Source organism: Plantactinospora sp. WMMB782 (assembly GCF_049179135.1).
Taxonomy (GTDB): Bacteria; Actinomycetota; Actinomycetes; order Mycobacteriales; family Micromonosporaceae; genus Plantactinospora.
Genome location: NZ_JBMHMC010000007.1, coordinates 7067072 through 7093809, shown reverse-complemented (window position 1 = coordinate 7093809; position 26738 = coordinate 7067072). Strand labels below are relative to the sequence as shown.

Annotated in this window: 28 protein-coding genes and 1 tRNA gene; 14 read left to right on the top strand and 15 right to left on the bottom strand. The window is 71.7% G+C overall.

The window, feature by feature from the left end; translation table 11 throughout:
* Positions 1 to 638 precede the first annotated feature (638 nt).
* The 6 genes from ACN28A_RS33735 (at position 639) to ACN28A_RS33710 (ending at position 4505) form a co-directional block, all read left to right on the top strand.
* On the top strand, positions 639 to 1367 hold the full coding sequence (locus tag ACN28A_RS33735) for a hypothetical protein (protein ID WP_421402418.1): 729 nt from the start codon (positions 639 to 641) through the stop codon (positions 1365 to 1367).
* A 335-nt stretch (positions 1368 to 1702) separates the two neighbouring features.
* Positions 1703 to 2098 carry a hypothetical protein gene (locus tag ACN28A_RS33730; RefSeq protein ID WP_421402416.1) on the top strand — a complete coding sequence of 132 codons (396 nt, stop codon included), beginning with the start codon at positions 1703 to 1705 and terminating at the stop codon, positions 2096 to 2098.
* An 8-nt stretch (positions 2099 to 2106) separates the two neighbouring features.
* A complete protein-coding gene (locus ACN28A_RS33725) occupies positions 2107 to 2766 on the top strand; it encodes a hypothetical protein (protein WP_421402414.1) in 660 nt (219 codons plus the stop codon).
* Between the two features lie 23 nt (positions 2767 to 2789).
* Positions 2790 to 3101: a transposase gene (locus ACN28A_RS33720; protein WP_421402412.1), complete on the top strand. Its 312-nt coding sequence runs from the start codon at positions 2790 to 2792 to the stop codon at positions 3099 to 3101.
* Positions 3098 to 4024 carry an IS3 family transposase gene (locus ACN28A_RS33715; protein ID WP_421402410.1) on the top strand — a complete coding sequence of 309 codons (927 nt, stop codon included), beginning with the start codon at positions 3098 to 3100 and terminating at the stop codon, positions 4022 to 4024. Before ACN28A_RS33720 ends, ACN28A_RS33715 begins: the two co-directional genes overlap by 4 nt.
* Positions 4002 to 4505, top strand: a complete 504-nt coding sequence (locus tag ACN28A_RS33710) for a tyrosine-type recombinase/integrase (protein ID WP_421404786.1) — start codon at positions 4002 to 4004, stop codon at positions 4503 to 4505. Before ACN28A_RS33715 ends, ACN28A_RS33710 begins: the two co-directional genes overlap by 23 nt.
* Before the next feature lie 100 nt (positions 4506 to 4605).
* Here ACN28A_RS33710 and ACN28A_RS33705 read toward each other — a convergent pair whose 3' ends face one another.
* The 3 genes from ACN28A_RS33705 to ACN28A_RS33695 form a co-directional block, all read right to left on the bottom strand.
* Positions 4606 to 5634 (bottom strand): tyrosine-type recombinase/integrase, encoded by a 1029-nt coding sequence (locus tag ACN28A_RS33705; RefSeq protein WP_421402408.1) that lies wholly within the window; start codon positions 5632 to 5634, stop codon positions 4606 to 4608.
* A complete protein-coding gene (locus ACN28A_RS33700) occupies positions 5631 to 5978 on the bottom strand; it encodes an AbrB/MazE/SpoVT family DNA-binding domain-containing protein (protein ID WP_421402406.1) in 348 nt (115 codons plus the stop codon). The genes ACN28A_RS33705 and ACN28A_RS33700 overlap by 4 nt, the downstream gene beginning before the upstream one ends.
* A gap of 243 nt (positions 5979 to 6221) precedes the next feature.
* Positions 6222 to 6305, bottom strand: a tRNA-Leu gene (locus ACN28A_RS33695).
* Between the two features lie 154 nt (positions 6306 to 6459).
* Between ACN28A_RS33695 and ACN28A_RS33690 the strand changes: the two genes are divergently transcribed.
* The 3 genes from ACN28A_RS33690 (at position 6460) to ACN28A_RS33680 (ending at position 8673) form a co-directional block, all read left to right on the top strand.
* On the top strand, positions 6460 to 6864 hold the full coding sequence (locus ACN28A_RS33690; RefSeq protein WP_421402404.1) for a RidA family protein: 405 nt from the start codon (positions 6460 to 6462) through the stop codon (positions 6862 to 6864).
* A gap of 298 nt (positions 6865 to 7162) precedes the next feature.
* Positions 7163 to 7897 carry a PIG-L deacetylase family protein gene (locus ACN28A_RS33685; protein WP_421402402.1) on the top strand — a complete coding sequence of 245 codons (735 nt, stop codon included), beginning with the start codon at positions 7163 to 7165 and terminating at the stop codon, positions 7895 to 7897.
* Positions 7894 to 8673, top strand: coding sequence for a 4-carboxy-4-hydroxy-2-oxoadipate aldolase/oxaloacetate decarboxylase (locus tag ACN28A_RS33680; protein ID WP_421402401.1), 780 nt, complete (start codon positions 7894 to 7896; stop codon positions 8671 to 8673). The genes ACN28A_RS33685 and ACN28A_RS33680 overlap by 4 nt, the downstream gene beginning before the upstream one ends.
* 1 nt (position 8674) lies before the next feature.
* On the opposite strand, the gene ACN28A_RS33675 is transcribed toward ACN28A_RS33680, so the two are convergent.
* The 6 genes from ACN28A_RS33675 to ACN28A_RS33650 are packed head-to-tail and all read right to left on the bottom strand — an operon-like array spanning position 8675 to position 15211.
* Complete coding sequence (locus ACN28A_RS33675) at positions 8675 to 9808, bottom strand: endonuclease/exonuclease/phosphatase family protein (protein WP_421402399.1); 1134 nt, start codon at positions 9806 to 9808, stop codon at positions 8675 to 8677.
* Positions 9805 to 10863: a glycosyltransferase family 2 protein gene (locus tag ACN28A_RS33670; protein WP_421402397.1), complete on the bottom strand. Its 1059-nt coding sequence runs from the start codon at positions 10861 to 10863 to the stop codon at positions 9805 to 9807. The genes ACN28A_RS33675 and ACN28A_RS33670 overlap by 4 nt, the downstream gene beginning before the upstream one ends.
* The gene (locus tag ACN28A_RS33665; RefSeq protein WP_421402395.1) at positions 10860 to 11873 is read right to left on the bottom strand and encodes a glycosyltransferase family 2 protein; all 1014 of its coding nucleotides are present in this window, start codon (positions 11871 to 11873) and stop codon (positions 10860 to 10862) included. The genes ACN28A_RS33670 and ACN28A_RS33665 overlap by 4 nt, the downstream gene beginning before the upstream one ends.
* Positions 11870 to 12850, bottom strand: a complete 981-nt coding sequence (locus ACN28A_RS33660; RefSeq protein WP_421402393.1) for a UbiA prenyltransferase family protein — start codon at positions 12848 to 12850, stop codon at positions 11870 to 11872. Before ACN28A_RS33660 ends, ACN28A_RS33665 begins: the two co-directional genes overlap by 4 nt.
* Before the next feature lie 37 nt (positions 12851 to 12887).
* Positions 12888 to 13907 carry an NAD-dependent epimerase/dehydratase family protein gene (locus tag ACN28A_RS33655; protein WP_421402391.1) on the bottom strand — a complete coding sequence of 340 codons (1020 nt, stop codon included), beginning with the start codon at positions 13905 to 13907 and terminating at the stop codon, positions 12888 to 12890.
* Positions 13901 to 15211: an aspartate aminotransferase family protein gene (locus ACN28A_RS33650; protein WP_421404784.1), complete on the bottom strand. Its 1311-nt coding sequence runs from the start codon at positions 15209 to 15211 to the stop codon at positions 13901 to 13903. Before ACN28A_RS33650 ends, ACN28A_RS33655 begins: the two co-directional genes overlap by 7 nt.
* Positions 15212 to 15481: 270 nt before the next feature.
* Here ACN28A_RS33650 and ACN28A_RS33645 point away from each other — a divergent pair, with 270 nt between their 5' ends.
* From ACN28A_RS33645 to ACN28A_RS33635, 3 genes are all read left to right on the top strand, one after another.
* Positions 15482 to 16483 carry a glycosyltransferase family 2 protein gene (locus tag ACN28A_RS33645; protein WP_421402389.1) on the top strand — a complete coding sequence of 334 codons (1002 nt, stop codon included), beginning with the start codon at positions 15482 to 15484 and terminating at the stop codon, positions 16481 to 16483.
* A complete protein-coding gene (locus ACN28A_RS33640) occupies positions 16480 to 17211 on the top strand; it encodes a polysaccharide deacetylase family protein (protein WP_421402387.1) in 732 nt (243 codons plus the stop codon). Before ACN28A_RS33645 ends, ACN28A_RS33640 begins: the two co-directional genes overlap by 4 nt.
* Before the next feature lie 94 nt (positions 17212 to 17305).
* Positions 17306 to 18112: an AfsR/SARP family transcriptional regulator gene (locus ACN28A_RS33635; RefSeq protein ID WP_421402384.1), complete on the top strand. Its 807-nt coding sequence runs from the start codon at positions 17306 to 17308 to the stop codon at positions 18110 to 18112.
* On the opposite strand, the gene ACN28A_RS33630 is transcribed toward ACN28A_RS33635, so the two are convergent.
* The 3 genes from ACN28A_RS33630 to ACN28A_RS33620 form a co-directional block, all read right to left on the bottom strand.
* Positions 18072 to 18926 carry a class I SAM-dependent methyltransferase gene (locus tag ACN28A_RS33630; protein WP_421402382.1) on the bottom strand — a complete coding sequence of 285 codons (855 nt, stop codon included), beginning with the start codon at positions 18924 to 18926 and terminating at the stop codon, positions 18072 to 18074. The two genes, ACN28A_RS33635 and ACN28A_RS33630, sit on opposite strands and share 41 nt — an antisense overlap.
* A gap of 98 nt (positions 18927 to 19024) precedes the next feature.
* The gene (locus tag ACN28A_RS33625; protein WP_421402379.1) at positions 19025 to 20050 is read right to left on the bottom strand and encodes a lysylphosphatidylglycerol synthase domain-containing protein; all 1026 of its coding nucleotides are present in this window, start codon (positions 20048 to 20050) and stop codon (positions 19025 to 19027) included.
* Positions 20047 to 21093 (bottom strand): glycosyltransferase family 2 protein, encoded by a 1047-nt coding sequence (locus ACN28A_RS33620; protein WP_421402376.1) that lies wholly within the window; start codon positions 21091 to 21093, stop codon positions 20047 to 20049. Before ACN28A_RS33620 ends, ACN28A_RS33625 begins: the two co-directional genes overlap by 4 nt.
* Positions 21094 to 21357: 264 nt before the next feature.
* On the opposite strand from ACN28A_RS33620, the gene ACN28A_RS33615 reads away from it, so the two are divergent.
* Complete coding sequence (locus tag ACN28A_RS33615; protein ID WP_421402374.1) at positions 21358 to 21816, top strand: SAM-dependent methyltransferase; 459 nt, start codon at positions 21358 to 21360, stop codon at positions 21814 to 21816.
* Between the two features lie 65 nt (positions 21817 to 21881).
* Here the strand turns inward: ACN28A_RS33615 and ACN28A_RS33610 are convergent, their stop codons facing one another.
* A complete protein-coding gene (locus ACN28A_RS33610) occupies positions 21882 to 23297 on the bottom strand; it encodes a glycoside hydrolase family 6 protein (RefSeq protein WP_421402371.1) in 1416 nt (471 codons plus the stop codon).
* A gap of 347 nt (positions 23298 to 23644) precedes the next feature.
* Here ACN28A_RS33610 and ACN28A_RS33605 point away from each other — a divergent pair, with 347 nt between their 5' ends.
* Positions 23645 to 24085, top strand: a complete 441-nt coding sequence (locus ACN28A_RS33605) for a hypothetical protein (protein WP_421402369.1) — start codon at positions 23645 to 23647, stop codon at positions 24083 to 24085.
* Between the two features lie 21 nt (positions 24086 to 24106).
* Here the strand turns inward: ACN28A_RS33605 and ACN28A_RS33600 are convergent, their stop codons facing one another.
* A complete protein-coding gene (locus ACN28A_RS33600; protein WP_421402366.1) occupies positions 24107 to 25858 on the bottom strand; it encodes a DEAD/DEAH box helicase in 1752 nt (583 codons plus the stop codon).
* A 150-nt stretch (positions 25859 to 26008) separates the two neighbouring features.
* A complete protein-coding gene (locus ACN28A_RS33595) occupies positions 26009 to 26647 on the bottom strand; it encodes a hypothetical protein (RefSeq protein ID WP_421402363.1) in 639 nt (212 codons plus the stop codon).
* Positions 26648 to 26738: the final 91 nt, after the last annotated feature.

The window sequence follows — 26738 nt, the reverse complement described above, 5'->3', positions numbered from 1 at the left end:
GGCGACGTCGCAACGACATGAACGTTAGGTCGCCCTCGCGAATTGATTCCAGCGGCCTCCGGTCGGCCCTCAGCCGCCACGACGAGGCCATGCTGGCGGTGATACCAAGGCGTCGCGCGAGGCGAGGGTGGCGCCTTCCAGCCGCGTGGTGGCGATGAGGTTCGCCTCGTCAGTGTCGAGGACCTCGGCTGCGACCGCCCGTGCCAGTACCAGGTCAGGATGGTTCCACGGCGCGACGGGCGCAGTCGGACCGGTCGGGCCGGTGCGGATGAGTTGAGTACCGGGGCCTGTGTCACGGGCTCTACGGGCCGCGCGACGGGCCGGCTCCACGTTGCTCCGTGGCCTCGCTGTCTGGCTGCTCAGTGTTGCCCATTGGCTAGTCAACGGCGCGGCGGCTTCCGCCGTTGACTAACAGCGAATCCTGCTGGCCAACAGCCTGCGGCGCTGGGCGACGCCGCCTGGCTGTTGGGCGTCGGCGGAACCCGTTGGGTGGGCAGGGCGGCGCCGCAACAAACCCGCGCTGTTGGGCGGTGTTGGGCGCTGTTGGGTCAGCGGCCACGTGAGCAGGTGCTCTTTGCCGGGCCGGCAAGGCCATTCGTAGATGCGGACACGGCCAGTCAGGCGGGAGCCACCCGCACATGACTGCAGAGCCCCACTCAACGCCGAACGGCGTGGCCTGTCCGAACCCGTCGCACAACATCGCACGACAGCACGACAACGGCATTCTCGTCGGTGGCGACGTCCCGATCGCTGTCCGGCGGCCCGAAAGACGTGACGACACCGCGTTCGCCACCACCGGCAGCCAGCTCGCGTCGCGGTTGGCGCAGCGACTCATCCTCGTGTACGCCCGGCAGGGTGACGCGGTCGTCGGCTTCGACAGCGACCCACAGCTGGAACACACCACCGCGCGTACGTGCAGCTCGTACTTCCGCAGCACCGATCGAAGCGCGGTCGCCAACCTCGATACGATCGCTGACCCGGTCGGCCTCGTCGTCCTGCGACGGCCCCCGTGGGCGCTACCCGCACGCCCGCCAGCAGCACCCATCCGTTCCGCGCCCGACTCATCATTACCGCCGACACCCTGCCCAATCGCCGCCGCATCCGCCGTAGCACCCAACCTGTCCGCTACGGCGGATGCGGAGTATCTCGACGAGCTCATGCCGGCTGCCGGTGCCGCGAATCTGACCCACGTCTTGCAGATCGTCGCGGCCACCGCTCCCCGTCGACGGCGAACATCGACAGCGAACGGCTCCTCTACCACGCCATGCGAGCCGGAGCCGGGACGGCGCGGCAGGGCTGGGCCGCCGCCGATAACGGACCTCGCTGCAGCGTCGACCCTTGGCCTTCACCAGCAGGAGTTGCGATGACTGACCACGACACGCCGTACGTCGCACTCCATGCCGCGAACCTTGAACGCTGCCCCCGGTTGACAAGCGAAAAGGTCTACCGCATCGACCCTCTCGCCGAGCCCTCGGACGTCATCATGAGCGACCTAGATGCACGACAGGTCGGGAGCGGCGGGTCGCGACGCGCCATACCCCGCCGCGGCCACAGCAGCGACCCAGACGAGGTCGCGGGCTTCGGCGCTACCGCTTCGGCAAGAGACGGGACCACCACTTGTCGCGACGTCGGGGACGCATCGCTTGGAAGCGCCAGACCGACATCCCTGCGCCGGACGGGCACTGGCCCGGGGGTGCGGCCCATGCTGGGGCTGTCGATTCCCGAGCCGCCCGATGTCGCGGACGGCACTGGAATCCGCTGCGTGGTCACGCCCGTCGACCGCGATGGGCGGCTGGCCGATCGGTCAGCGCTGAGGTTTATGGGTTGGGCTGCCGGACATACGGTCGAGTTGGCGATTGAGCCTGGCCCGAGCGGCTCGATTGTGGTGGCCCGCACCGGTCGTACAGTTCGCATCAACCCGCGTGGCCATCTACGGCTTCCCCTGACGGTACGGCGCGCGTGTCGCATCGCCGCCAAAGATCGAGTGCTCCTCTGCGCGAACCCGCGACGAAACGAGCTGCTGGTAGTTCCGATGGCCACCGTGCACGACATGGTCGTCCGCTACCGCCAGCCAGACGACAACCGGGCCAGACGATGACCGGGCCGGTGGAACTGCGCGCCGCGCTGGAGACGCTACGCAGCCTGCTGAAGCAGCTGGGTATCACCCCTGAACAACTGCTCGCCGAAACGACGGCAGCGCCCGTGGCGGTTCCGACGTTCGACGAGTACGTATGGCAGGTCGCCGACGCGGTCTCGCCCGGTACTCGCCGGGTATACCACTCGTACTGGCAGCGGATCTGTCAGCACTGGGGCGCCCGGCGGATCACCGAGCCGACGCCGTTGGAGATCAAGCGGCTCGCCGAGGAGATCCGCAGCGGAGTGGTCGTGCGCCGCAACGCCCGCGGTGGCCGTACCGCCGCCGAACACCTGATAGCCGCGATGCGCTGCATCTACCGGCACGCGGTCATGGATGGACTGATCCGGCAGGTCGATAACCCTGCGGCCAAGGTCGCCAAGCCCCGCCGCCTGGCCAGCACCCGACGCGCCATCCCCGAGGCGCAGCTGGCCGCGATCATCCACATCGTGGCAACCACCGGCAACGACCCACACCTGGACAGCGTCCTGATCCGGCTGCACCTGGAGACCGCCTGCCGCCGCGGTGGGGCGCTGGCGCTGCGTCCACGAGATCTGGATCCAGACCAATGCCTGATCTATCTACAGGATGAGCCACCCCCGCTTTCATGGAGCTCCTTGATCATGGTCTGATGGCCGTAGGGAGGAAGTCATCCGTGGCAGCACCGAAGAAATACCCCGACGAGCTACGCCAGCGCGCTGTGCGCTTGTACCGCGAGTCGGATCCGAAGCCGGTGATCCGGCGCCTGGCCGAGCAGCTCGGCGTGCATCACGAGGCGTTGCGGAATTGGATCCGGCAGGCAGAGGCCGACGCGGGCGAGCGCCACGACCGGCCGAGCAGTGACATGCTGGCCGAGAACCGCCGGCTGCTGAAGGAGAACACGGAACTACGCCGGGCGAACGAGATCCTGAAGGCGGCGAGCGCGTATTTCGCGGCGGAGCTCGACCCGACCCGGCGACGGTCATGAGGTTCATCGACGAACACCGTGACCAGTTCGCGGTCGCGCTCCTGCTACGGGTCCTGAACATCGGCGTCTCCACCTACTACGCGTGGGTCAGGCAGGTCGAACTGCCCTGTGACCGTGACGTGGTCGACCTGGGCCTGATCTCCAACATCCACGAGATCTGGGCCGCCTCCGGCATGACGTACGGCGCGGACCGGGTGCACCAGCGGCTGCGCCGTGACGGTATCCGCGTAGGCCGCAAGCGGGTCGAGCGGTTGATGGCCGACCATGGCTGGCAGGGCGCGTTCCTGCGTCGAGGCTGGCGCGGCGGCTCCACCCGGCAGGACCCGAGGGCGACGCCGGCACCGGACCTGGTCAATCGCGACTTCACCGCGACCGGACCGAACCGGCTCTGGGTCGCCGACGCCACCCGCATCCCGTGCGGGCAGGGCGTGTTCTGGCTGGCCGCGGTCCGCGACGTCTTCTCCCGCCGGATCGTCGGCTGGAAGACCTCCGACCGCTGCGACACCGACCTCATCCTCGCCGCCCTGGAATACGGCATCTGGTCCCGCGACGTCCGCGACGGCCAGTTGATCCATCACAGCGACAGGGGCTCGAACTATACGTCCTTCCGCTTCGCGGAGCGCTTACACGACAACGGAATCCTGCCGTCGATGGGCTCTGTCGGTGACTCGTACGACAACGCCCTGATGGAGAACTTCTGGTCCACGCTGAAGATCGAACTGGTCTACCGCACCTCGTGGCGGACCCGCGACGAGGCCGAGAACGCGATCTTCGCCTACATCGACGGCTGGTACAACACCCGCCGCATCCAACGCGAGCTGGGCTACCTCAGCCCCGACGAGTACGAAACCGCCTGGCACACCCGCCAGAACAACCCAGCCGAGCCACCTATCACCACCCCTGCGCCAGCCGGCAGCAGGTAACCACCGCCCCATCAAAGCGGGGGGAACTCAGGAGAAGGGTGGTACTTCCCGCTGGCAGCCGGTCTCACCGACCCTGATGCGGCACCTGCTGGCCCACCACGCCGAGCGGGGCGACAGCGACCGCAACGGCAGCCTGCTGCGATACCGCAACGGCCGGCCGCTGACCTCCCGCCGCTACGACCACCTGTGGCACCGCATCGGTACCCATCTGCCCTGGGTAGCGGCGCAACAGGTCAGCACCCACTGGCTGCGCCACACCACCCTGACCTGGGTCGAACGCACCTGCAGCTACGCTGTGGCCCGCGCCTACGCCGGCCACAGCGGCAGGAACGACATCGGTACGACCATGACCTACGTGCGCGCCGAAGTCCAGGAAGTCGCCGCTGCTCTGGCCGCGCTCACCGGCGAGCCGCACCCCCTGGCCGGAACCGACAACGACACGCCTGGTCGTCGCATCAAGGACGATTCCGCTTCGGCTTGAACAGCACCACGCTGACGCGCTCCTGAACCCGACGGCTCCGGTTCCTGGAGAAGGAGTCCGGTGGCTTCCCTCGTGAGATTGAGGGAGGCCACCGGATGGCCTAACCTTCTGCGGCGAGCGGATGGTCCTCGCCGGTCAACGCAGCCAACGCGATCGCGACCTCCTGCAGCGTCGCCCGCACATAGGTGGCCGTCGCACCGTTCCCGCCGCCGTCGGTGTGGCCGGCGTAGGCGCGGGCGACGGCATGTCCGTAGGTGCGCTCCACCCAGGTCAGCGTGGTGTGCCGCAGCCAGTGCGTACTGATCTGCTGGGTGTGCACCCACCGCAGATGCTGCCCGATCCGCGCCCAGAGAGAGTCGTAACGCCGGTAGGTCAGCGGCCGACCATCGCGGTAGCGCAGCAGACTGCCGTCCCGATCACCGTCTCCCCGCTCCGCGTGGTGCGCCAGCAGGTGCCGCATCAGTGTCGGGGAGACCGGCTGCCACCGGGACGTGCCGCCCTTCTCCCGCAAGAAAATCAGACACTCGTCGGTGTCCAGATCCCGTGGGCGTAGCGCCAGCGCCCCGGCGCGGCGGCAGGCGGTCTCGGTGTGCAGCCGGATCAGCAAGCTGTCCAGCCCCGGGTCGTCGCCCGTGCGGACCGCCACCTCGTTGATCTCCGTCAGGCGGGCGTCGCCGATCGCCCGCCGGGTGCTGGGCAGGCGGCGTGGCTTGTTCACCTTCAGCGCCGGGTTGTCGGCCGCGTCCAGGTACCCGTCCGCGACCGCTTTCCGGTACAGGCAGCGCAGTGCGGCCACCACGTGCTCGGCCGCGGATCGGCCACCCCGGTTGTTGCGCCGCGCCACCACGTTGGCCTGCACCTGGGCGCGTAGCTGCTCGATCTCGGAAGGCAGAGGTTCGTCGATACGGCGGTCACCCCATGCCTGCACCACCTTGTTCCAGTAGGTGCCGTACGCCCGGCGGGTGCCGGGCGACACCGCGGCGGCGACGACCGGCACGTACTCGGCGAACGTCGGGGCCGGGGGTCGGGCCGGCCGTACTTCCAGTAGGTCGGCGGGGGAGATGCCCATCCGCTCCAGCAGTAGCCGGGCGGCCTCCAGTTCGGGCCGGCCGGCGACGCTTTGACTCACGGCGCATTACCCCCTGCCACGGCTTCGTGAACGTCGGCCAGCAGCCGGTCGAGCGTCGCCAGGGGATGCCCCATCAGCACACCGGTGGCGCGGTCGGCGGCAAGCAGAACACGATCCCCGGCCGCGAGCCGGCACCACCGACGCACCGCCAACGGTAGAAGCAGATGGCCGCGGTCGTCGATGCGATGGACGCCATCGAGGGCCGCGCGGACCACGATGGTTCCGGCCCGTTCGCGTACGTCCAGGCGGGTTCCCGGCGCCCAGTCAAACACCCGGACGATGCTGCGATCGGCGACCCGGCCGCTTTTGTCTATCGCGCTCAAGGCGTAGACGGTGTCGCTCACTCGTGCGAAGGGAGAATCCGAGGCCGGCACGGCAAGCGGCGGTCGCACCCGGCCTGGTGGCTCTGAACCGGCAGCGGCGCTGCGGGGAGTCAGCTTGGGAACCACCGGCGGCACAGAGGTGGTCATCGGGGCCACCCCCGCACCTGCAGGGCGATTACCCATAGTGACGAAGGACGGTAGAAGTGGGTGTTCAAGGGGACTTGAACACCCACACGGATACTGCGCACCGATGCGGAAAATCTGTGTCCGAGGGGGGACTTGAACCCCCACGCCCTATACGGGCACTAGCACCTCAAGCTAGCGCGTCTGCCATTCCGCCACCCGGACCTGCATTACGTCGCCGACCGCCACCGAGGACGATCACTCGCCCGTCGGCCGCTCGTGGCGCCGCACGGGGGACAACTGTACACGGCCCCGCTAGATCACGCACGGCGGCATACCCGGTGCCGGTCGGGGCCGCACGGCCCGGAGAATCGGACCTATGATGATCTCCCGCAGCAGCCCGGACGACCTGCATGTCACCCCGGGTTACCATCACGTCACGGTGGTCTCTGCCGGGCGTACGGCCTACCTCGCCGGGCAGTGTCCGTTGGATGCCGATGGTGTCCTGGTCGGGCCGGGAGACTTCGACGCGCAGGTGGACCGGGTAGCCGCGAACGTCATGATCGCGCTCGGTTCGGTGGGTGCGGGTCCCGGACACGTGGTTCGGACGGTGATCTATGTCGTCAGCGCGGACCGGGACGTGCTTGCCGGCGTCTGGCGACGCTTTCTGGAGTCGCCGCTCGCCCCGGCGTTCACCACCGCCAGCACCCTGCTCGGGGTTGCCCAGCTCGGTTTTCCCGGCCAGTTGGTCGAACTCGACGTGACCGCCGCGCTGCCCGCGTGACCCGGGCGGCACGCCGCCGAACGCGTCGTAGCTGGCCGGCCTGACGCCAGCCACCCCGCGCCGCCCCGGCGCCCGGCGCCCGGCGCCGTGACCGTCGTCCGGCCCCGGTGCCAGCGGACGCACCAGGATTGTTGACAATGTGATTGGCAATCGTATTGGTCCACACCTATGATCGGTCTGCCTTCGACGAGAATGGCGGCCTCCGCCGGGACGTGCCGAGCGGGACGTGACGAGCATGGCGGCCCCCGCCGGGACGTACGGACGACGCAGTCGCGGCACCGCCCGGAAAGGATTGTCGATGTCAGCGTCTCCGGACGACCGCGGCCCGATCCTCGTGGTGAGCGCCCATGCTGCCGACTTCGTATGGCGGGCAGGTGGTGCCATCGCCCTGGGTGCCTCCCGGGGCCGGCAGGTGCACGTGCTGTGCCTCACCTTCGGCGAGAAGGGCGAGTCGCAGGGGCTCTGGAAGCAGCCCGGGATGACCGTGGACCGGGTCAAGGAGGCCAGACGCGACGAGGCGGGCCGGGCGGCCAGGGTGCTCGGCGCCGAAATCGAGTTCGTCGACGCGGGGGACTATCCGCTGCGGGCCACCGACGAACTGCACGATCGGGTCGTCGCGACCATCCGCCGGGTCGATCCGGGCGTGATCCTCACCCATCCCGCCAGGGACCCGTACAACCTGGATCACTCGCTGACCTACGAGATCGTGCTGCGGGCCCGGATGGTGGCCCAGGCCGCCGGGCACGATCCGCAGAACCCGCCGATCGGTGCGCCGAACGTGTTTCAGTTCGAGCCGCACCAGCCCGAGCAGTGCGGCTTCGTGCCGAACCTGCTGCTGGACATCAGCCCGGTCTTCGACCGCAAGGTCGAGGCGATGCGGATCATGGGAGCCCAGGGACACCTGGTCGGGTACTACACCGATCTCGGCGTACGGCGCGGGGTGCAGGCGGTGCGCAACGGCGGTGACCGGTCGATCACGCACGCCGAGGCGTACCAGCGGGTCTTCCCGGTGGTCGGCGGGGAACTGCTGTGACCGACCACGTCGTAGTCCGGACCGACGTCGGGCCACCCGCCGACGCCGTGGCGCTGCTCGCCCGGCAGGGCGTGTCGACGGTGCACGAGGCGCAGGGCCGGACCGGGCTGCTCGGGCATCTGCTCCGGCCGATCTACCCGGGCGCCCGGATCGCCGGCCGGGCGGTCACCGTCTCGGCCCAGCCCGGCGACAACCTGATGATCCACGCGGCGGTCGAGCAGACCCGGCCCGGCGACGTACTCGTGGTCGGCTTCACCTCGCCCAGCACGGACGGTGCCTTCGGTGAACTGCTCGCCACCTCGCTGCGGGCCCGTGGCGTCCGCGGCCTGGTCATCGACGCAGGCTGCCGCGACGTCGCCGCGCTGACCCGGATGGGATTCCCGGTCTGGTCCCGGGCGGTCTGCGCGCAGGGCACGGTGAAGGCCAGCCCGGGGTCGGTGAACGTGCCGGTCGTGCTCGCTGGCGGCTATGTGCGGCCGGGCGACGTGGTGGTGGCCGACGACGACGGGGTCGTGGTGGTGCCGCGCGAGCGGGCCCGGGAGGTCGCGGCGGCCGGGGCCGAGCGCGAGGCCGCCGAGGAGGAGAAGCGCCGGCTGCTCGCCGACGGGGTACTCGGGCTGGACATGTACCAGCTCCGCCCGCTGTTGGCCCGGCTCGGCGTCCGCTACGTCGACGCACCCGACCCGCCCGAAGCGCCCGACCCGCCCGACCGGACCGGGACGACCGACCGGACCGACGCGGCCGGCCAGGGCGAGGAGTCGACTCGCCGACCCTGACCTACCCCAGCGAGAGCAGCAGTTGTTGCGGGCGGTGGTCCGAGACGCCGTTCGTAGGGCCGCCGAACCGGTAGGAGTGCACCCGGACCCCGGCCGAGACGAAGGCCCAGTCCAGCCGCCACCAGCGCGGCCAGCCGGGCGCGTCCGACCAGGTTGCCGGATAGCGCGCCGAGGAGGCGTAGCCGGCGTCCCGCAGCCGCCCGGGCACCTTTGCCAGGTCGCCCATCGCCGGACTGGTGTTCAGGTCACCGGCGACCAGGATCGGATGCGGATTGGCCGCCACGTCCCGGTCCAGCGCCCGCCACTGCGGCTCACGCTGCGCGTGCTGCTCCCGGACGACCCGGTAGAACTCGCCGTCCAGTGGGCTGTGCTCCGGCACCAACTGGACCGGCAGGTGCAGGTTGTAGACCGACAGCACCCGCCCCGCCCCGAGGTCGAGATCGGTACGCAGCACCTTGTACCGCCAGTGGTCCGGGCTGGCCCACCGGGGCGGCGGCATGTCCGGAGCGTCCAGCGGCAGGATGCGCCGCACGGGATGACGGGAGAGCGTCACCAACTCGCCGGCCACCGCGACGTGGAAGCCCGGGAACTCGGCGCGCAGCCGGGCCAACTCCGGCTCGCCCGGCCCGGTCGAGCGTTCGTACCAGTATTCCTGGAGCAGATAGACGTCGGCGTTCGCGGCCCGCACGAGTGCGTACATCTGGTCGGTCTGGCCGCCCTCGTCCCAGTACCCGGTGTTCCAGCTGAAGACCCGGACCGCGTCGGCCGGCGGCGGACCGTCGCCGCCGCCGAGGCCGCGCAGGTTCAGCCCGGACAGCGGCCCGCCGAGCAGCAGTGCGGCGGTCGCCAGCAGCGCCACCGGCCGGCGCGACCGGCGGCACGGTGCGGCGGCGACGGCCAGCAGCAGCGGTACGCCGAGGAAGGCCGGCGGCGGCACCGCGTCGACGACCAGCCAGAACCACCACCGCCCGCTGACCACCAGATGCGCCACGGTGAAGGCCAGCCAGAGTGCCGCCGCGCCGACCAGCCCGGTGTAGAGCCACCACCGCCACCCACGCCGCCCCCGAGCCCGCTGCGGACCGCCTGCCGGCTCCGCGTCGGTGCCCGGCCGTGGAGCGGAGACGGCGACTGTCACGCCGGACCTCGCAGCGGGGTCGGGTCGACCGGGAACGAGGCGTCGTAGAGCCGCCGGAAGGTGCCGGAGGCGAGCCACTGCACCGCACCGGTGGCCACCCCGGCGGTGATGGTGACGTTCACCAGGAAGTGCAGGCACGCGAAGAAGACCAGGAAGGGTACGCCGTGCCGGCGCCGGACGAAGCCGTACATGCCGGCGTCGCAGCCGAGCGAGGCGGCCAGCAGCCCGGCCGGGACCACCAGCCCCCACGGGCCGAGCAGCAGCGGCACCGCCAGCGCCGGCAGTACGCCGAAGGCGGCCAGGCTGCCCCAGGCCCGCGCGGCGGTTTCGAAGCCCTGCCCGAAGCGGCGGGCCCGCGCGTAGAGCGGGATGCGTAGCCGGCCCCGGTGGAACAGCTTGCGGAGCAGTCCGCGCAACTCGTGGTCGTGGTCGTGCCGGCCCCGGACCAGCGAGGTGAGCACCAGCCGGTAGCGGCGGCTCAACCGGTAGCCGTAGTCGACCTCCTCGGTGTGCCGCAGTCCGGGGTTGAACGGGCCGATCTCCTCGAAGACGTGCCGGCGCAACACGCAGACGGCGGGGAAGAGGAACGACACGTCACCTTCCGAGCTGATCGACCAGTAGTGATATTGCAGGCCACGGTACCGGGCCACCGCCGTGTCGTGCAGCAGCGGCTCGGGGTCCTCGATCCCGCAGACCGCACCGATCCGGGGGTTGCCGAGGATCAGCCAGACGGCGTTCGCGACCGCGTCCGGCGCCAGCACCAGGTCCGAGTCGACGTAGCAGATCAGCTCGCCGCTGCTGTGCGCGGCGCCGATGTTGCGGGCCCGGCCGCAGCCGCCGTTGCGTCCGGTGCTCACCACCCGGACCCCGAGTGCCTCGGCCACCGCCACCGAGTGGTCGGTCGAGCAGTCGTCGACGAGCAGGATCTCGATGTTCGGGTACGTCTGGTCCAGGATCGACCGCAGGCAGAGGTCCAGCGACTCGGCGTAGTTGTAGTTCGGCACGATCACCGATACCAGCGGGCCCTCGCCGGGCCGCGCACCGTGCACCGTCATCGGGTGGCCACCTCCGGCCGGTCGTAGAGGCCCCGGAACCGGCCCGAGACGAGCCAGGCGGTCGCGCCGGCCAGCGCGGCGACCGCGATCACCAGGTTCAGCAGGAAGTGCATCGCGACGAAGTAGCCGAGGAAGAGCAGCCCGCGTTCCCGGTGCACGAACCGGTACATCGGCAGGTCGCCGGCGAGGCAGGCGGCGAGCGCGGCCAGCGGCACCGCCAGGAACGCCGGGCCGAGAAGCGCCGGCAGGGCGCAGGTCAGCACGGTCAGCAGCGCGGCCACGCTGACCCAGGCGCGCGGGCCGCTGCTCAGCCCGCCGGGGAACTCCGGCCTGCGGGCGTACATCGGGATGTGCAGGGCGGTGCGGGTGAAGACCTTGCGGACGAGTACCCCCAGGTCGGCGTCGTGGTCGTGCACGCCGCGCACCCGGGGGGAGAGCCAGATCTGGTACCGCTGGGCCAGCCGCATCCCGTAGTCGGCGTTCTCGGTCTCCCGCAGCCGGGGGTTGAACGGGCCGATCTCGGCGAAGACCCGGGCCGGGATCGCCAGCAGCGCCGTGTAGAGAGTCATGATCCGTCCCTCGTCGGCGATCAGCCAGTACGACTGCTGGAGGCAGCGGTACTCCTCCAGCAGGCTGTCCCGGACCAGCGGCACCGGGTCGTAGTTGCCGCAGATCGCCCCGATCTCCGGATCGGCGCCGAGCAGCTCGACGGCGTTCGCCACCGCGTCCGGCTTGGCGGCCACGTCCGAGTCGACGAAGAACAGGATCTCGCCGCGCGCGTTCGCCGCGCCGAGGTTGCGGGCCGCCGCCGGTCCGGAGTTGGCCGGGGTACTCAGCACGCGCGCCCCGTACGCCTGGGCGACCGCGACCGAGTCGTCGGTGGAACAGTCGTCCACCACGATCAGTTCCAGGTTCGGATAGCTCTGCGCCCGCAGCGCCCCGAGGCAGAGCCCGAGTGCCCCGGCGTAGTTGTAGTTCGGCACGACGACCGAGACGAGCGGTGTGTTCATGGCTCCATCCAGTTCAGCAGGTTGGGATAGCGGGCACCGAGTTCCGCCAGGGTCAACGTGGTGCCGATCAGGACGGCGCTGGCCACGATCATCCGGTCCCGCAGCAGGGCCCGGATCGGGTCCTCGCCGGACTGCCGGACCAGTACCGCCTGGAGATAGCGGAACGCGGCGAGCAGGCCGAGCGGCACCACCACGGCGAGGGTTACCGGGCGCCACGGCCCGAGCGGGGCGTCGGTGTTCAGGTAGAGCAGGAAGGTGGTGCCGGCCAGCGCGGTGTTCAGCCCGAGCAGGTGGTCGGCGAGCAGCACGTTGTAGCCGGCCAGCGCCGGCCGGTGTGCCGGGCCGGCGGCGGCCAGTTCGTGCCGCCGCTTGCCGAGGATCAGCACCAGGCAGCCGGCGAAGACGGCGGTGAGCAGCAGCCCGGACGGTGCCGCCCCGGTGGCGGCGTACCCCTGGAGGACCCGCAGCACGAAGCCGGCGGCGACCACGCAGATGTCCAGCATCGGCAGGTGCTTGAGCCACCTGCTGTAGGCGACGCTGAGGCAGAGGTAGCCGGCCAGCGGCCACCACGGCAGGGCGGGGCCGGCGACGACCATGCCGAGCAGCAGCCCGGCCAGCCCGGCCGCGAGCAGCCAGGCCAGCGGGACCGGCACCAGGCCGGCGGCGACCGGGCGGTCCCGCTTCACCGGGTGGGTACGGTCCAGCCGCCGGTCGACGATGTCGTTGACGACGTAGATGGTCGACGCGGCAACCGTGAAGACCAGCACCGCCCAGCCGGTACGCAGCACCGCCGCCGCCGTCCACAGTGGTGTGTCGAGCAGCGCCAGCGGTACGGCCAGCAGGTTCTTGACCGCGTGACCGGGCCGGGTCAGCACCAACAGGTGCCGGGCGAGCCGGGGAACCCGCAGGCCGCGCCCCGACGCGGCGGCCGGTGCGGCCGGTACGGCGACTTCGACGGCGGTCTCGACGGCGGTCACCGTCGACTCCGCTGGAGAGCAGACACGTCGACTCCGATCAGAAGAAGATCTTCGCGAGGGAGAGCGCGCCCTGCCGCCACGGGTCGCGGCTGGTCCGCCCACCCCGGGACGGCCGCGCCAGGTGGCGTTGCGCCCGCCACCACTCGTAGCTGCGCAGGATCGCGTCCTCGTTGGAGAGTTTGGGGGTGAAGCCGAGCCGCTCGACGGCCTTGTCGATGCTCACGTACGAGTCGTGCCGGAGCTTGTGCAGCAGCCGCCCGTAGACGGGGGAGAGGCCGCCGCGTTCCAGCAGTTCCAGGGCGAACAGCGCCGGCCGGGCGGGTATCCCGACCACCCGCCTGCCGTGTCCGGCGGCGTCCAGCACCGCCTGGAAGTCCTCCCGGAGGGTACGGAACCGCTCGGCGGCGAGGTTGTAGGTGTCGTTCGCCACCTCGTCCGGCGCGGCCAGCACGGTGAGCACCGCCTCGACCAGGTCGTCCACGGCGAACATCTGGATCCGCACGTCGCCGGAGCCGAGCACCGGGAAGTTCCGGCCCTCCTCGGCCCACTCGAAGAGCATTGCGAACAGCCCCATCCGGCCCGGCCCGAGGAAGGTCTTCGGCCGCAGGATCGCCACCGGCAGGCCGCCGGCCCGGTACCGTTCGGCGATCTCCTCGGCCGCCACCTTCGCCGCGCTGTAGGTGTCGACCGGCTCCCGGGGGTGCTCCTCCGGCGTCGGCACCTGGCGGGGCAGCCCGTACACGGCGGTCGACGAGACGTGCAGTACCCGGCGTACCCCGGCCCGCCGGGCGGCCCGGAGCACGTTCCCGGTGCCGTCGGCGATTATCGAGCGGATCTCGGCGGCCGGATAGCTGGGCAGCGCCGCCGCGCAGTGCAGCACCGCCGTCGCGCCGGCGGTGGCCCGGTCCATCACCAGCCGGTCCCGGATGTCGCCGACCACGCTCACCCCGGGCTCGGCCCGCAGGTCGACCCCGCACACCTGGTGCCCGTCGGCGGCCAGCCGCTCGACCAGCCGGGAGCCGAGCATCCCGGCCGCGCCGGTCACCGTGATCACCACAGCGATCCGACCTTCTGCGCGACGAACCGGGTGACCAGCCGGGCCAGGCCCTGCTCCAGCACCTCGCCGAGCGCGTCGGTGGCCCGCTGCACGTCGGCCGGGTCGGTGACAAGGGAGGGCCCGAGGATAAGCGGGTTGCGGCCGTTCAGGGTGTAGTAGGTGAAGATGTCGTGGTCCCGGTAGAGCGCCTGGATCACCGCGCAGGTGACGAGCTTCGCCTTGAACCTCGGATCCCGGGCCATCCCGGCCGGGGCGAGCCGGGCCACCAGGTCGAGGATCCTCGGGCCGCCGTCGATCTGCACCCCCCAGAGCGCGCCCGCCCCGGCGACCCGGCCGACCGCCTCCGGGTACTCCTTGGCCAGCCGGTTCAGCGCCGGTTCGAGTACCCGTTCCAGCTCGCGGGCCCGGGCCGGGTAGTCGTCCTCGACGACGATGTTGACCGCCTCCAGCGCGGTGACGCACTCCTCGCCCATGCCGTAGTAGGTGGTGCTGGTGCTCTGCAGCAGCGCGTCGGTGAGGTTGTCGTAGGCCTTCCGGAACACCTTTTCCCGGGCGACGAATGCAGAAATCGATGACTTCCCGCCGCCGAATGACTTCGATGTGGTAAGGACGTCCGGCACCAGGCCCGGATACCGCATGAAGTAGAACAGGCTGCCGGTCTTACCCCAGCCGGTGTAGATCTCGTCGAAGATGAGCACGATGTCGTGCCGGTCGCACAGCTCGCGAATCCCGCGGAGGAAGTCTTCGTCGCACCATGTCACGGTGGAGGCGCTGAACGGCTCCACGACAAGAGCGTAGACATCGCCGGGGTGCGCCTCGACGGCCTGCCGGACGGAATCCAGATTCCCATAGGTAAATGGAACTATGCCGGGAATGGTGGGAAAGCTGAACGACGGTTGTCCGGTCAGCCCGCCCGATCCGAGCAGCTTCCCGTGGAAGCCGCAGTCGGCCCGCAGGATCGTCGAACGCCGGCCGCCGTGATACTTGTACGCCAGCTTCACCGCCCCCTCGACCGCCTCGGCACCCGAGTTGGGCAGGAAGGACATCCGCAGGTCACCGGGGAGGAGCTGGGCCAGGTTGTGCCCCAGCGCCGCCAGGTACGGCGAGAAGTACGTCTTGTGCACCTCCATCCGCCGGGCAGCCGCGAACCGTTGCCGGGCGGCCAGGATGCGCGGATGGTTGTGCCCGTGGTTGAGTACGCCCACGCCTCCGGTGAGGTCGAGGACGCGGCGGCCGTCGCGGAGCACCAGGTGTGCGCCTTCGGCGTGGTCGACCAATTCCCGGCCGAACCCGAACGAGGTCATCAGGTTGACCTGGCTCGCGTTGACGTAACGGCGATAGAGGTCGTGCACCTCGCGAACGGTGAGCCGCTCGCAATCGGACAGGCTGACCAGATTGGGCATGTCGGAACGCTATCGATTGGTGCGGGATCTTCTCTGGACCGGTGCTGTACGCAACCTTGACTACGTAAGGCAACGCTTGCCAGTCGAGAAGCGACTGGATAGCTTGGTCGCGACGGAGTAGATCTCGGAATGTCAATGTCCCGCACGTTGTTCCCGCTGAGGTGGGTGAACATGTCGCCGACGGTGTCGGTCATCATCCCCGTACACAACGGCTCGAAGACCCTCCGCGCGTGCCTGGCGGCCGTCTACGCGCAGCGACATCCGGTCACCGAGGTGATCGTCGTCGACGACGCCAGCACCGACGACACCCGCCGGATCGCCGCCGAGTTCCCGTGCCGGCTGCTGGTCACCGACCGCAACACCGGCCCGGCCGCCGCCCGGAACCGGGGCATCCGGGCCAGCGGCGGCGAGCTGCTCCTCTTCGTCGACTCCGACTGCGCGCCCGAGCCGGACGCCCTCGGCAACGCCCTGGCGATCCTCGCCGCGCAGCCGGACGTCGCCTGCGTGCACGGGATCTACGCGCTCCGGCCGCTCTTCGACGACGGGCCGATCGAGGCGTACCGGCTGCTGCACGGGCACTACTGGCGGTTGCGGCACGTCGGGCGGGTCCGCACCACCCTCTTCGCGGTCTGCCTGATCCGCCGGTCGGTCTTCGCCGACGTCGGCGGGTTCGACGAGCGGCTGCGCGCCTCCGAGGACGTCGAGCTCGGTGACCGGATGGGGGACCGGTACGGCATCGTGCTCACCGACACCGTGGTCTGCCGGCACGACGACGACGACCACCTGGGCCGGCTGCTGCGCAAGCAGTTCAGCCGTTCCCAGCTACTCGTCCCGGTCGCCCGGGCCGAACGCGGACCGGCCGGCATCCGGGCCAACACCCCGGCCGGGCTGCTCGGCGCCGCCCTGGTGCCGCTGACCCTGCCACTCGCCCTGCACACGTCCGGGCTGCTGGCGATCCCGCTCGCCATGCTGGCGCTCTTCGTCGCCGCCGACCCCGGACTGCTGCGCTTCGTACTGCGCCAACGCGGCCCGGGTTTCACCGCCTTCTTCTACGCGGTCCACCTGCTCGTCCAGTTGACCGTCGTGGCCGGTGCCGTCGTCGGCGGACTGCGACACCTGCTGGACCGGAACTTCGGGCCGGCCGGGGTGGCCGCCGCGAAATCGCCGCGATGAGCGGCCCGGTCCCTCCGCGAGTCCGGTACTCCGGGCGGATCCGGCTGCCGTACCTGTCGGCCCAGGCGCTGCACTACCTGTTGTTCGCACTCCGCGCCCAGCAGTTCAGGGCCCGCCGGCCGATGCTCGGCGACGGGCACCGGCCGGTCTTCGGGGTGACCGGGCACAGCGTGGCGCTGACCATCGACGACGGGCCACATCCGGAGTGGACGCCCCGGATGCTCGACCTGTTGGACCGGCACCGGGTGCGGGCCACGTTCTTCCTGATCGGCGCCCGGGTCGCCGAGCATCCCGGACTGGCCCGCCGGATCCGCGACGCCGGTCACCTGATCGGCAACCACTCGATGTCGCACCCGCAGCCGTTCGCGGCGTTGCCGGCCGCACGGCTGCGCACCGAGATCGAGGCGGCGCAGCGGCAGATCTCCGACGCCGTCGGTTGCGCACCCCGGCTGTTCCGGGCGCCCGGCGGCAACTGGTCGCCGACGGTGTTGCGGACCACCGCCGACCTCGGCCTGGTGCCGGTGGACTGGACTGTCAACCCGAGCGACTGGCGTCGCCCGGGGACCGACCGGATCGTCCGGCGGCTCTCCCGGAGCCGGGCCGGGCACGTCCTGCTCTGCCACGACGGCGGCGGCGACCGGTCGCAGACCGTGGCTGCCCTGGAAACCGTACTGCCCCGGTTGCTCGACCGGGGGCTGCGGTTCGTCGTACCCGGTGCCGACCGGTAGGTGACGACGTGCCGTGTTGTCGTACGACGACGCCGGGCAGTGCCGCCCGGCCGTGCGGGGGGAAGCTGCGATGCCTGTCTAGGGGGAAGCGAAGATGTCGGAAGACGAGCTGAAAATCCTGCTGCTCGGCCCGATCCGGGCCGAGCGGGGCGACACCAACCTCTACCTGGGTACTCCCCGGCAGCGGGAGGTGCTCGCCGTACTGGCGCTGCGCTGCGGGATGGTGATGTCGGTACCGCAGATCGTCGACGCGATCTGGAACGGGCGCCGGCCCGACTCGGTGGAGAACATGGTGCACACCTACATCGGCCGGTTGCGCCGGGTGCTGGAACATCCCGGCCGGCCGCCGGCGCTGGCCCGGGTGCTCCGCTCCACCCGGCCGGGGTACACCCTCGACGTCCCGCCGGTCGCGGTCGACGTCACGCTGTTCGAGCACGACGTCAGGGTGGCCCGGGCGGCGCGCGCCCAGGGTGAACTCTCCCGGGCGCTCGGCCTCTTCCAGCAGGCGCTGGCCCGCTGGTCGGGCCTGGCCCTCCAGGAGGCGGCCGGACCGCTCGCCGAGGCGGAACGGATCCGCCTCACCGAGCTGCGTCAGGACGCGGTGGAGGAGGCCACCGGAGTACGGCTGCTCCTCGGTGACGTGGAGAACCTCGTCTCCGAGCTGCGCTGCATGCTCGCCGAGCAGCCGATGCGGGAGCGTCTCTGGGAACTGCTGCTTGTCGTCCTCGGCCAGACCTCGCGGCGGGCCGAGGCGCTCACCGCCTTCGAGGACGCCCGGCTGACCCTGGCCGACCGGCTCGGGGTGGAGCCGGGGCACCGGCTCCAGGACCTGCACCGGCGGCTGCTACGCAGCGAACCGGTCAGCGTGCGGCCCTGGTGGGAGCGGCGGGTCCCGGTCTGACCCCGGCGCCCGGTTCGACGCGACCCGGCGGCACCGCCGGCGCGGCCTGAACCGGCCCGGCCTCTGCCGCGACACGGCCCTGGGCCTGCTCGGTGGGATCCATCCCGGCGGATCCGCCGCGCAGCCGGCCCTCGGCGACAGTGGTCGTCCCGGTCGTCGACCGGCCCGAGCGGCTCCCGGCCCGCCCGGTCCCCGGCCGGCCGGTGAGGACGAAGAAGGCGCCACCGGCAGAACCGTCCCCGAGGCGCGCGGGGGCCTCCTCGGCGACGGAGAGTCCACAGTCGCGGACCACCCGGGCGAACTCCTCGGCCGGGGTCTCGGCGTAGATCTGCACCACGATCCGGCCCCGTGGCGTCAGCATCGCCGGCAGCCGGCGGAGCAGGTCGGCGGCCTCGGCCGGGGTCAGGTAGTAGACCACCTCGCGGAGCAGGATCGCGTCGTACCGCCGGTCGGTGTGGAAGCTGCGGATGTCGGCCACCTCGAACGACGTGTCCGGCCTGCCGAGCGCGCGGGCCGCCTCGATCGCCCGGGAACTCAGGTCCACCCCGTGGTAGTGGCGGTAGCGGCCCGGCACCAGCGGCAGGTTGGCGCTCGTGCCGCAGCCCAGGTCCAGGATCGTCGGCCGGGGCGCCCAGGTCTCGATCAACGACAGCGGCAGTTCCCCGTCGGACATGTCGTCGAGATAGCGCCAGAACCCCAAGGCGTACTGCGCGTTCCACCAGGCCGTGTTGATCCGCCTGTTGGACCGGACGAGTACCCGGACGGGAAATCGGATCAGCCGGGCCACCGAGGTACGGACGGACGAACTCGACATGCTGTCACCGACATTTCTCGACGGGGGCCAGGATCGGCCAGGGACAGGATCGGAGCTGTGCGGCGCCGTTTCGGCTGTGTGTCGCGATCGGGCACGGGTCAGCCGGTCAGCGCGGGGTCGGCACTGCGGCGGAGGCCGAGTCGCCGCCGGTGCAGGTACTGGGCGAGCAGCAGGCCGCCGGCACCGACCGCCACCTCGCTGAGCGCGCAGACCAGCCGGCTGGTCAGCACCACCGGAGCGGCGACCGGGACCGGCAGCACGGTGGCCAGCCCGACCATCAGCACGGCTTCCCGGACACCGAGCCCGTCCGGGACGACCATCACCAGCAGGCCGGCCACGGTCGCGGCGGCGAAGCCGGCCACACAGACCAGGTAGGAGCGGGCCGGCGGGGCACCGGCGGTCACCGCGAGCAGCCAGAGGTGGTGACCGGACACCACCCAGGACAGTGACTGGGTGGTGATCGCCCGCCGTACCCCGGCCCGGGAGGCGGTGACCTGTGGCGGTGGCCGGCGCAGCAGTCGTGCCGTACCGGCGAGCCCCCGGTTGAGCAGGTCCGGGCGGACGAAGAGCGCCACCAGCGGCAGTACGGCGAGCAGCATCCACCCGGTCGTGCCACCGAGTACCGTCGGGCCGGCCGCGAGACCGACGGTCATCCCGGTCAGCGCCACCACCACCCAGCTGAGCAGGAAGATCCCGGCCAGCCGGACGGCGCCGACGTCGATCTCCCGACCCATCCGGAGCAGCACGGGCAGCGCCACGAACCGGCCCGGCACGAACTTGGCGAGGAACCCGACGAAGAAGAGCCGGGCTGCGGTCCACCGGTCCACCGCCGCGCCGAGGTCGGCGAAGAGCGCCTGCCAGGAGTGGTACCCGAGCAGCAGCCCGACCGAGTTGACCAGCAGCGCACCGCCGACCACCAGGCCGACCTGGACCGGGTCGAGTCGTCGGGCCAGCTCGCGGACCGGCGCCCAGTCCTGGCCCCGGAGGAACAGCGTCAGGCCGACGGCCAGCGCCGCCACGAAGACCACCACGAGCAGTTGGTTGGCCCGCCGCCACCAGCCGGGCCGCCGCCGCACCGCCGCCCGCACCGCCTCGACCGCCGCGCCGGCCCACCGCGACGTCACCGGGTCGACCCCGGGGTCAGCGGGGCGACCCGGCCGGGCCGGTCGCGCCGGAGCAGCGCCCGGGTCAGCCCGAGCCCCAGCCCGGCGAACTCGCTCAGGTGGGTCAGGAACCGCATCCCGACGGCGAGGAGCAGGAAGCCCGGCCCGCGTCGCCGGAGTGCGAACTCGAGCAGCGCCCGATCCGCCCCGAGGAACGCGACCAGGCCGGCCAGCGGCACCGCCAGCAGCCACGGCGACCAGGCGGCCAGCGGCAGCCCGGCCACCGCGACCGCGCTGCCGAGCAACCCGACCACCGAGCCGACGTCGATCCGGTGTGGCGCCCGTCGGCCGGTGTCGGCGCGGCCCGGAGCGCCGTGCGTCGGTCCCGGGGCCCAGCGCGCCGCGACGACCGCACCGGCGTAGGTGCGGGCCCGGCGGAAGTGCTCCGACAGGTACGGCCCCAGCCGGTCCACGTCGTCGTGCCGGCCCAGCACCCGGTCACTGGTACGGATCTCGTACGCCGTCGGCAGCCGGGTGCCGAACTCGATGTCCTCGGCGTCGCGCAGCCGCTCGTCGAAGCCCCCGACCAGCTCGAACACCGGGCGGGGGAGTGCGGTGAGCGCGAACATCGTGGTCGCGGTGACCCCGACGTCACGGCGCCGCCAGAAGTGCTCGAAGAGCGTCTTGTAGGACTCGACCGGCCCGTCGGCGAAGAGTGGGGTCATCTCGTAGATCCCCTGTACCACGCCACATTCCGGGTGGGCCCGCAGTTCCGCGAGGGCTTCGGCCAGTGCGTCGGGGGCGAGCGCGATGTCCGAGTCGACGAAGAACAGCACGTCCCCGCCGGCCCGGGCCGCCCCGGCGTTCCGGGCCGCCGAGACGCCTCGGTTGACCGGGAACGCCAGCAGGGTGCAGGGGAACTCGGCGGCGATCCGCGGCGAACCATCCGTGCTCGCGTCGTCGACGACGACCACCTCGGCCGGGGGGTGGGTCTGCGCGTAGATCGCGGCGAGACAGGCCCGGAGGGTCTTCTCCTTGTTGTAGTTCGGGACGATTACCGACACCCGCGCCGATCGCGGGCCGACGGTGTGGTCGAGTGGAGACAATGTGCCTGGTCACCCCCCTTTTCCACGGGCCGGTAAACGGTAGCAACCGGTGTATCGCGGTTTCTGGAACCGGCCTGGATTACCGAGTGCGACGGCGGTACCGCACCGGCCGGTCGGGGCGGTCCTGGACGGCTCCTCGGACAGCGTTGTCGAACCCTCGCCGCTCCGCCGGCGGCGGCTGGTCGGACAATGGTGCGGCAGTGCGGAGCCAGGAAGGTGGAGATGAGCTATCAGGTGGAGCCGGTGGCCCGGGTGGTCGGCGGCCGGAGCGAGGCGTTCGAGGACAACTGGCAGGACGTCCGGTCCGTGATCCGGATCGGCGGGCACCTGCCCGCCGACGCGGCCCTCGGACTGGCCGACTTCTCCCACCTGGAGGTGGTGTTCCTGTTCGACCGGATCGCCCCCGAGCGGGTGAACCCGGCGGCCCGGCACCCGCGCGCCGACTCCAGGTTCCCGGTGGTGGGCATCTTCGCCTCCCGGGGGCCGAGCCGGCCGAACCGGCTCGCCGTCTCCCGCTGCCGGCTGATCCGGGTCGACGGGCGGGATCTGCACGTCGCCGACCTGGATGCCCTGGACGGCACACCGGTGCTCGACATCAAGCCCTACCTGCGGGAGTTCGCCCCCCGTACCCCGGTGGTGCAGCCGAGCTGGGCGGACGAGCTGATGCGCGACTACTACTGACCGACGTTCGTCCGGCCTGCGGGGCGCTGCCGCAGATGTCGGGGACCCGACGACCGACGGGTTCTCTACAGCGGCGGCCAGGCGTTCTGTAGCAACTGCCGGAAGTGCGGCGGGAACCACTCGCCGAACATCGGGGCGTTCGGCATCGCCCCGCTGGTCACCGTGGGGAACGGGGCCGGGCGGTAGGTCGGGTCGCACATCGGCTCGTACCGGCGGTCGGGGTTGAGTACGCTGCTGCCGCCGTCGGACTCGCCCGGCGGCTTGATCCAGGCGTACGCGGCGATGCCCGGCGCCGGTGCCGCGACCGGGCGCTCGCCGAGCCCGGCGCCCACCTGGTTGCACCAGTTGCCGAGGTAGCCGCGCCGGTCGGTCCGGCCCTCCTCGACGTACTCCTCGGCGCTTGTCGACGGTCCGGGGCCGGTGGGCCGGTCCGGGCCGCCCCAGCCGTTGCGGGAGGTGTCGACGACCATGCCGACCCGGGAGGAGAAGCCGGCGGCGACCAGCAGGTGCCGCAGTTGCTGGGCGTACGGCAGCTCGTCGACGTAGCCGTTGCCGGCGATCCAGGAGGTGTCCCGGACCGGCTGGCCGTCGACCACGTCGTCGACGTCGAGGTACGGCTCGCGCAGCACGGAGTAGTTGGCGACGTTGACGGTGAAGCCCTGCACGGCCCACTGGGTGCTGCCGGCGGTGTTGGCCGCCTGGTGGAGCAGCGCGGCGAGGGCGTGTCCGTCGGTGGACCAACCGAGTTGGCCGTGCTGGCCGGCGTCCAGGTAGGCGTAGACGTTCGGCACGGTGGCCAGCCGGGCCAGGGCGTAGCCGATGGCGGCGAGGTAGCTGCCCCGGGCCTTGGCCTGGTCGCAGCCGGCGGTCGCGACCGGCCGGGGCGAGGTGTGGGTGACCAGGTTCGCCAGCGAGTTCGGCTCCACGACGACGACGATCCGCAGGTCCCGGTAGCTCGGCTCGGCGAGGATCTCGACGATCGGGTCGACGAACTCGGTCCGGTACCGGTCGACGTCGTCGACGGCCAGTTCGCCGAAGCTGACCCGGCGTTCGCAGTCCCGTCCGGGCAGGTTGTAGAGGGTCAGCTGGACCAGGCCGGCGCCCTGGTCCAGGGCCGCGCCCAGGTGGGCGTCCAGCCCCATCCGGTCGGGTGTGCCGACGATGGCGGCGATCTGGTCCAGCCAGACCGCGGTCGGCTGGTTGGCGACGGCCGCTCCGCCCGGTTCGGCGGCAGCTCGGGCGGACCACTCCGGATTCACGTACGCCCTCGTGCCGAGGTAGGGGTTGGCGACCCGGACCGACTGCCGGCTGCCGTCCGCGTCCCGGCTGGCCGCCGGCGCACCGGTCGGGTCGGTTCCGGCGGCGGCCCGGCCCGGTGCGGCGACCGGCCCGGCCAGCAGGGCGAGCAGGGCCAGCGCGGCCATCGTGCTCCGGGCGCGACGTGCTCCCGCCGACCCGGGTACGGGTAGCCGTGGCGTCATTCCAGTCACCCCGCCAGATCCGGCCGTCAGGGACAGCAATCGATGCATGTGAATCGATAGTACCCCTCCTGAGCCGCCCCGTGCGTCGCCCGGTCAGCCCGGTCGGCGACGGTGCCGGGGTCGTCCGGTCGGGTCGACCGGCGGGTCGACGGCGCTCGCCAGGGCGGCCGGTGGGTCCATACCGGACGGTCGGGCTCGGGTCACCCCGGATGGTCGCTGAGCAGGCCGCTCGATCGGCTCCGGCCCGCGCACGGAAGACGCCCAGGACGATCCGAGCGTACGACGAGCCGCATGCCGTACCCGGGAAAGATGGGCGGCAGAAGCCGGCGGACCCCAGGGTGGCGACGATGACGAAGCAGTGGGAAGGCACCAGCCAGCCGCCCCGGGCCGCCGCGGTGGCCCGGTTCCTCGGCGTGCTCAGCGCGGTCGGGGTGTTCGTCATCTACCTGGCCGGCCTGGCCGTCTCCTACCGGGCCGCGGGCGGGCTGGACGTCGAGGTCTCCGACTCGCCGACCTGGCTCTATCCGGTGGTGGTGGTCGGCCTGGTGATCGTCGGCAGTCTCGGACTCGTCGCGGCCACCATCGACCCGAGGCGGACGTCCCGGGTCTACCCCTGGATCCTGGTCGGCATCGGCACGATCACCCAGATCGTCTTCGGCCTGGTACTGACCGAGCAGGCGCTCGACCCCCGCAACATCGCGGTGATCGTGCTGCCGCCGTTCACCGCAGCGCTCTCCATCGCGGAGTTCGCCCGGGAACTGCGCAACCTGCTCCGCCAGCAGCCCTGATCCGCCGGCGCAGGCGCCCGTTCAGCGGTCGTGCGGCCCGGGGCCGGGTTCGCGGTCCCGGCGCACCGTCGCCTTGCGGCCCTTGATGGTGCTCTGCCGCAGCCGGGTGATCACCTCGTTCGCCGCGGACCTCGGCACCTCCACCAGGGAGAACCGGTCGGCGATCTCGATCGAGCCGATCTCCCGACCGCTGACCTGGGTCTCGCCGGTGATCGCACCCACCAGGTCCTGCGGGCGGATGCCGGCCCGCCGGCCGACCCCGATGAAGAGGCAGGCCATGTCGCCGGAGCGGGGCCGGCCGCCGCGTCGGTCGTCCCGACCACCGTCCCGGCCGCCGTCGCGCCGGGTACGGCCGTCCCGGTCGGTCCGGAACGCCAACTGTGGGATGTCCTCCTCCTCGTCGACCGGGCCGCCCGCCGACTCGTGGGCCAGCTTCACCGCCGCCAGCGCCACCTCCATCACGTCGAACTCGTCGGTAAGCGTCTCCACGATCACCCGGTACGGGTCGAGGTCGTCCTCCAGCAGGCTCTCGTGCAACGCCGCCCGGGTCATCTCCAGTCGTCGGGCCCGCAGGTCGGCCACGGTCGGGATCCGGCCGATCGAGATCCGCTGCCCGGTGGTCCGCTCGATCGTCTTGAGCATCCGGTGCTCCCGGGGCTCGGCCAGGGTGATCGCCACCCCCTGCCGGCCGGCCCGGCCGACCCGCCCGATCCGGTGCACGTACGACTCCGGAGCCGACGGCACGTCGTAGTTGACCACGTGGGTGAGCTGCTCAATGTCCAGTCCCCGGGCGGCCACGTCGGTGGCCACCAGCAGGTCGGCGGTGCCGGCCCGCAGCCGCCCCATCACCCGGTCCCGCTGTTCCTGGGTCATCCCGCCGTGCAGCGCCTCGGCCCGGTAACCGCGCCCGTTCATGGTCTCGGTGAGCCGGTCGACCTCCTCCCGGCTCCGGCAGAAGACGATCGCCGCGGTCGGCGACTCGACGTCCAGGATCCGGCCCAGCGCGGCCGGCTTGTGCGCCCGGGCGACGACGTAACCGGTCTGCCGGACCAGCGGGGCGGTGCCGGTGGGCGCCGGCTGCCGGCCGATCTCGATCCGGGCCGGGTCCCGCAGGTACTGCCGGGCCATCCCGTCGATCCGGGCCGGCATCGTGGCGGAGAAGAGCACCGTCTGCCGCTGCTCGGGTACGTGTTGCAGGATCGCCTCGATGTCCTCGGCGAACCCCATGTCGAGCATCTCGTCCGCCTCGTCCAGCACCACCGTGCCGAGGCCGTCCAGCCGCAGGGTGTCCCGGGCGATGTGGTCCAGCGCCCGGCCCGGCGTGGCCACCACGACGTCGACGCCGGCGTCCAGCGCCCGCAGTTGCCGGGCGATCGGCTGGCCCCCGTAGATCGGCAGCACCCGTACCCCGAGGTCCCGGCCGTACCGGTGGATCGCCTCGGAGACCTGCACGGCCAGCTCCCGGGTCGGCACCAGGATCAGCGCCGCCGGTGCCCCGGAGCGCCGGTCCGGCGGCAGCCGGTGCAGCAGGGGCAGTGCGAAGGCGGCGGTCTTGCCGGTCCCGGTGGCGGCCTGGCCGAGCAGGTCCCGGCCGGCCAGCAGGGGCGGGATGGCGGCCCGCTGGATGGCGGTCGGCTCCTCGTAGCCCAGCGTGCCGAGCGCGTCCAGGAGTTCGCTCCGCAGCCCGAGGTCGGCGAAGGTGCCGGAGTCCTCGTCGGGGTCGTTCGGGCTCGTGCTGACCGGCGGAACGGGCGGTGCGCTGTCGGAACTCATGCCCAACAGCTTTTCACCACGCCCAACCGGGCGTTGCGGCGACCGGCGATCCGGACACCGGACGCCATCCGCCGGCCGGGTCCCGCCGGGCCACTGTGGCCGTGGTCACCGGCGTCGTGGCGGTCGGGACAGCCGCCGCGATCTTCCGGTTCAATGCATCATCGACCGGGTGCGGGGCCAGCCGCCAAGCGTCGGAAACTGGCGAAGGTACCGCTCGCAGCAGGCGGCGAAGTCGGCGTCCGGTGCCGGGCCCAGCCGGGTCGCGGCGACGAACCGGCGCGGGTCGGTCGGCCCTGGCCGGAGCATCCCGATCTCCTCGTCCACGAACCTGCCGCCGGTCAGCTCGGCGGCGGCCAGCGCCAGGGCGGTGGCCAGTACGACGCCGACGCAGGTGCGGTAAGGGCTGAACACCGCGTGGATCCGGTCGTCGTCCTCCGCCCGGTCGCCGTCCTCCGCCCGGTCGCCGTCGGGCCAGGTCGGGTACTCGATGACCATCAGCCACACGCCGTCGCCGGTGGCCGGGACTTCGATCTCGTAGTGCACCGAACCGGCCTGGGTGGCGGAGCTGCCCGGGATCGGGTCGCCGATCCGGGTCGCGGCCAGCTCGGTCGGGTCGAGGCGCCGCCCGGGATCGACCTGCTCTCCCCGGACGTACCGCCGGTCCGTCACCAGACACAGTTCGGGTGCCGGCACCTGGCCGAGCAGGTCGGTCAGGTTGCCCCGGGCACCGGCCAGCAGGGCGGCGAGTGTGGTGGTTCCGGCCAGCGCGGCTGCGACATCGACGGACACCCCGGCACGGTAGCGCCCACCCCGGCCACCGTCCCGCGCATTTCGGCCAGGGCGCTGTGCACCTCGGTCGGTCGGGTGCGGGTGGCGGCTG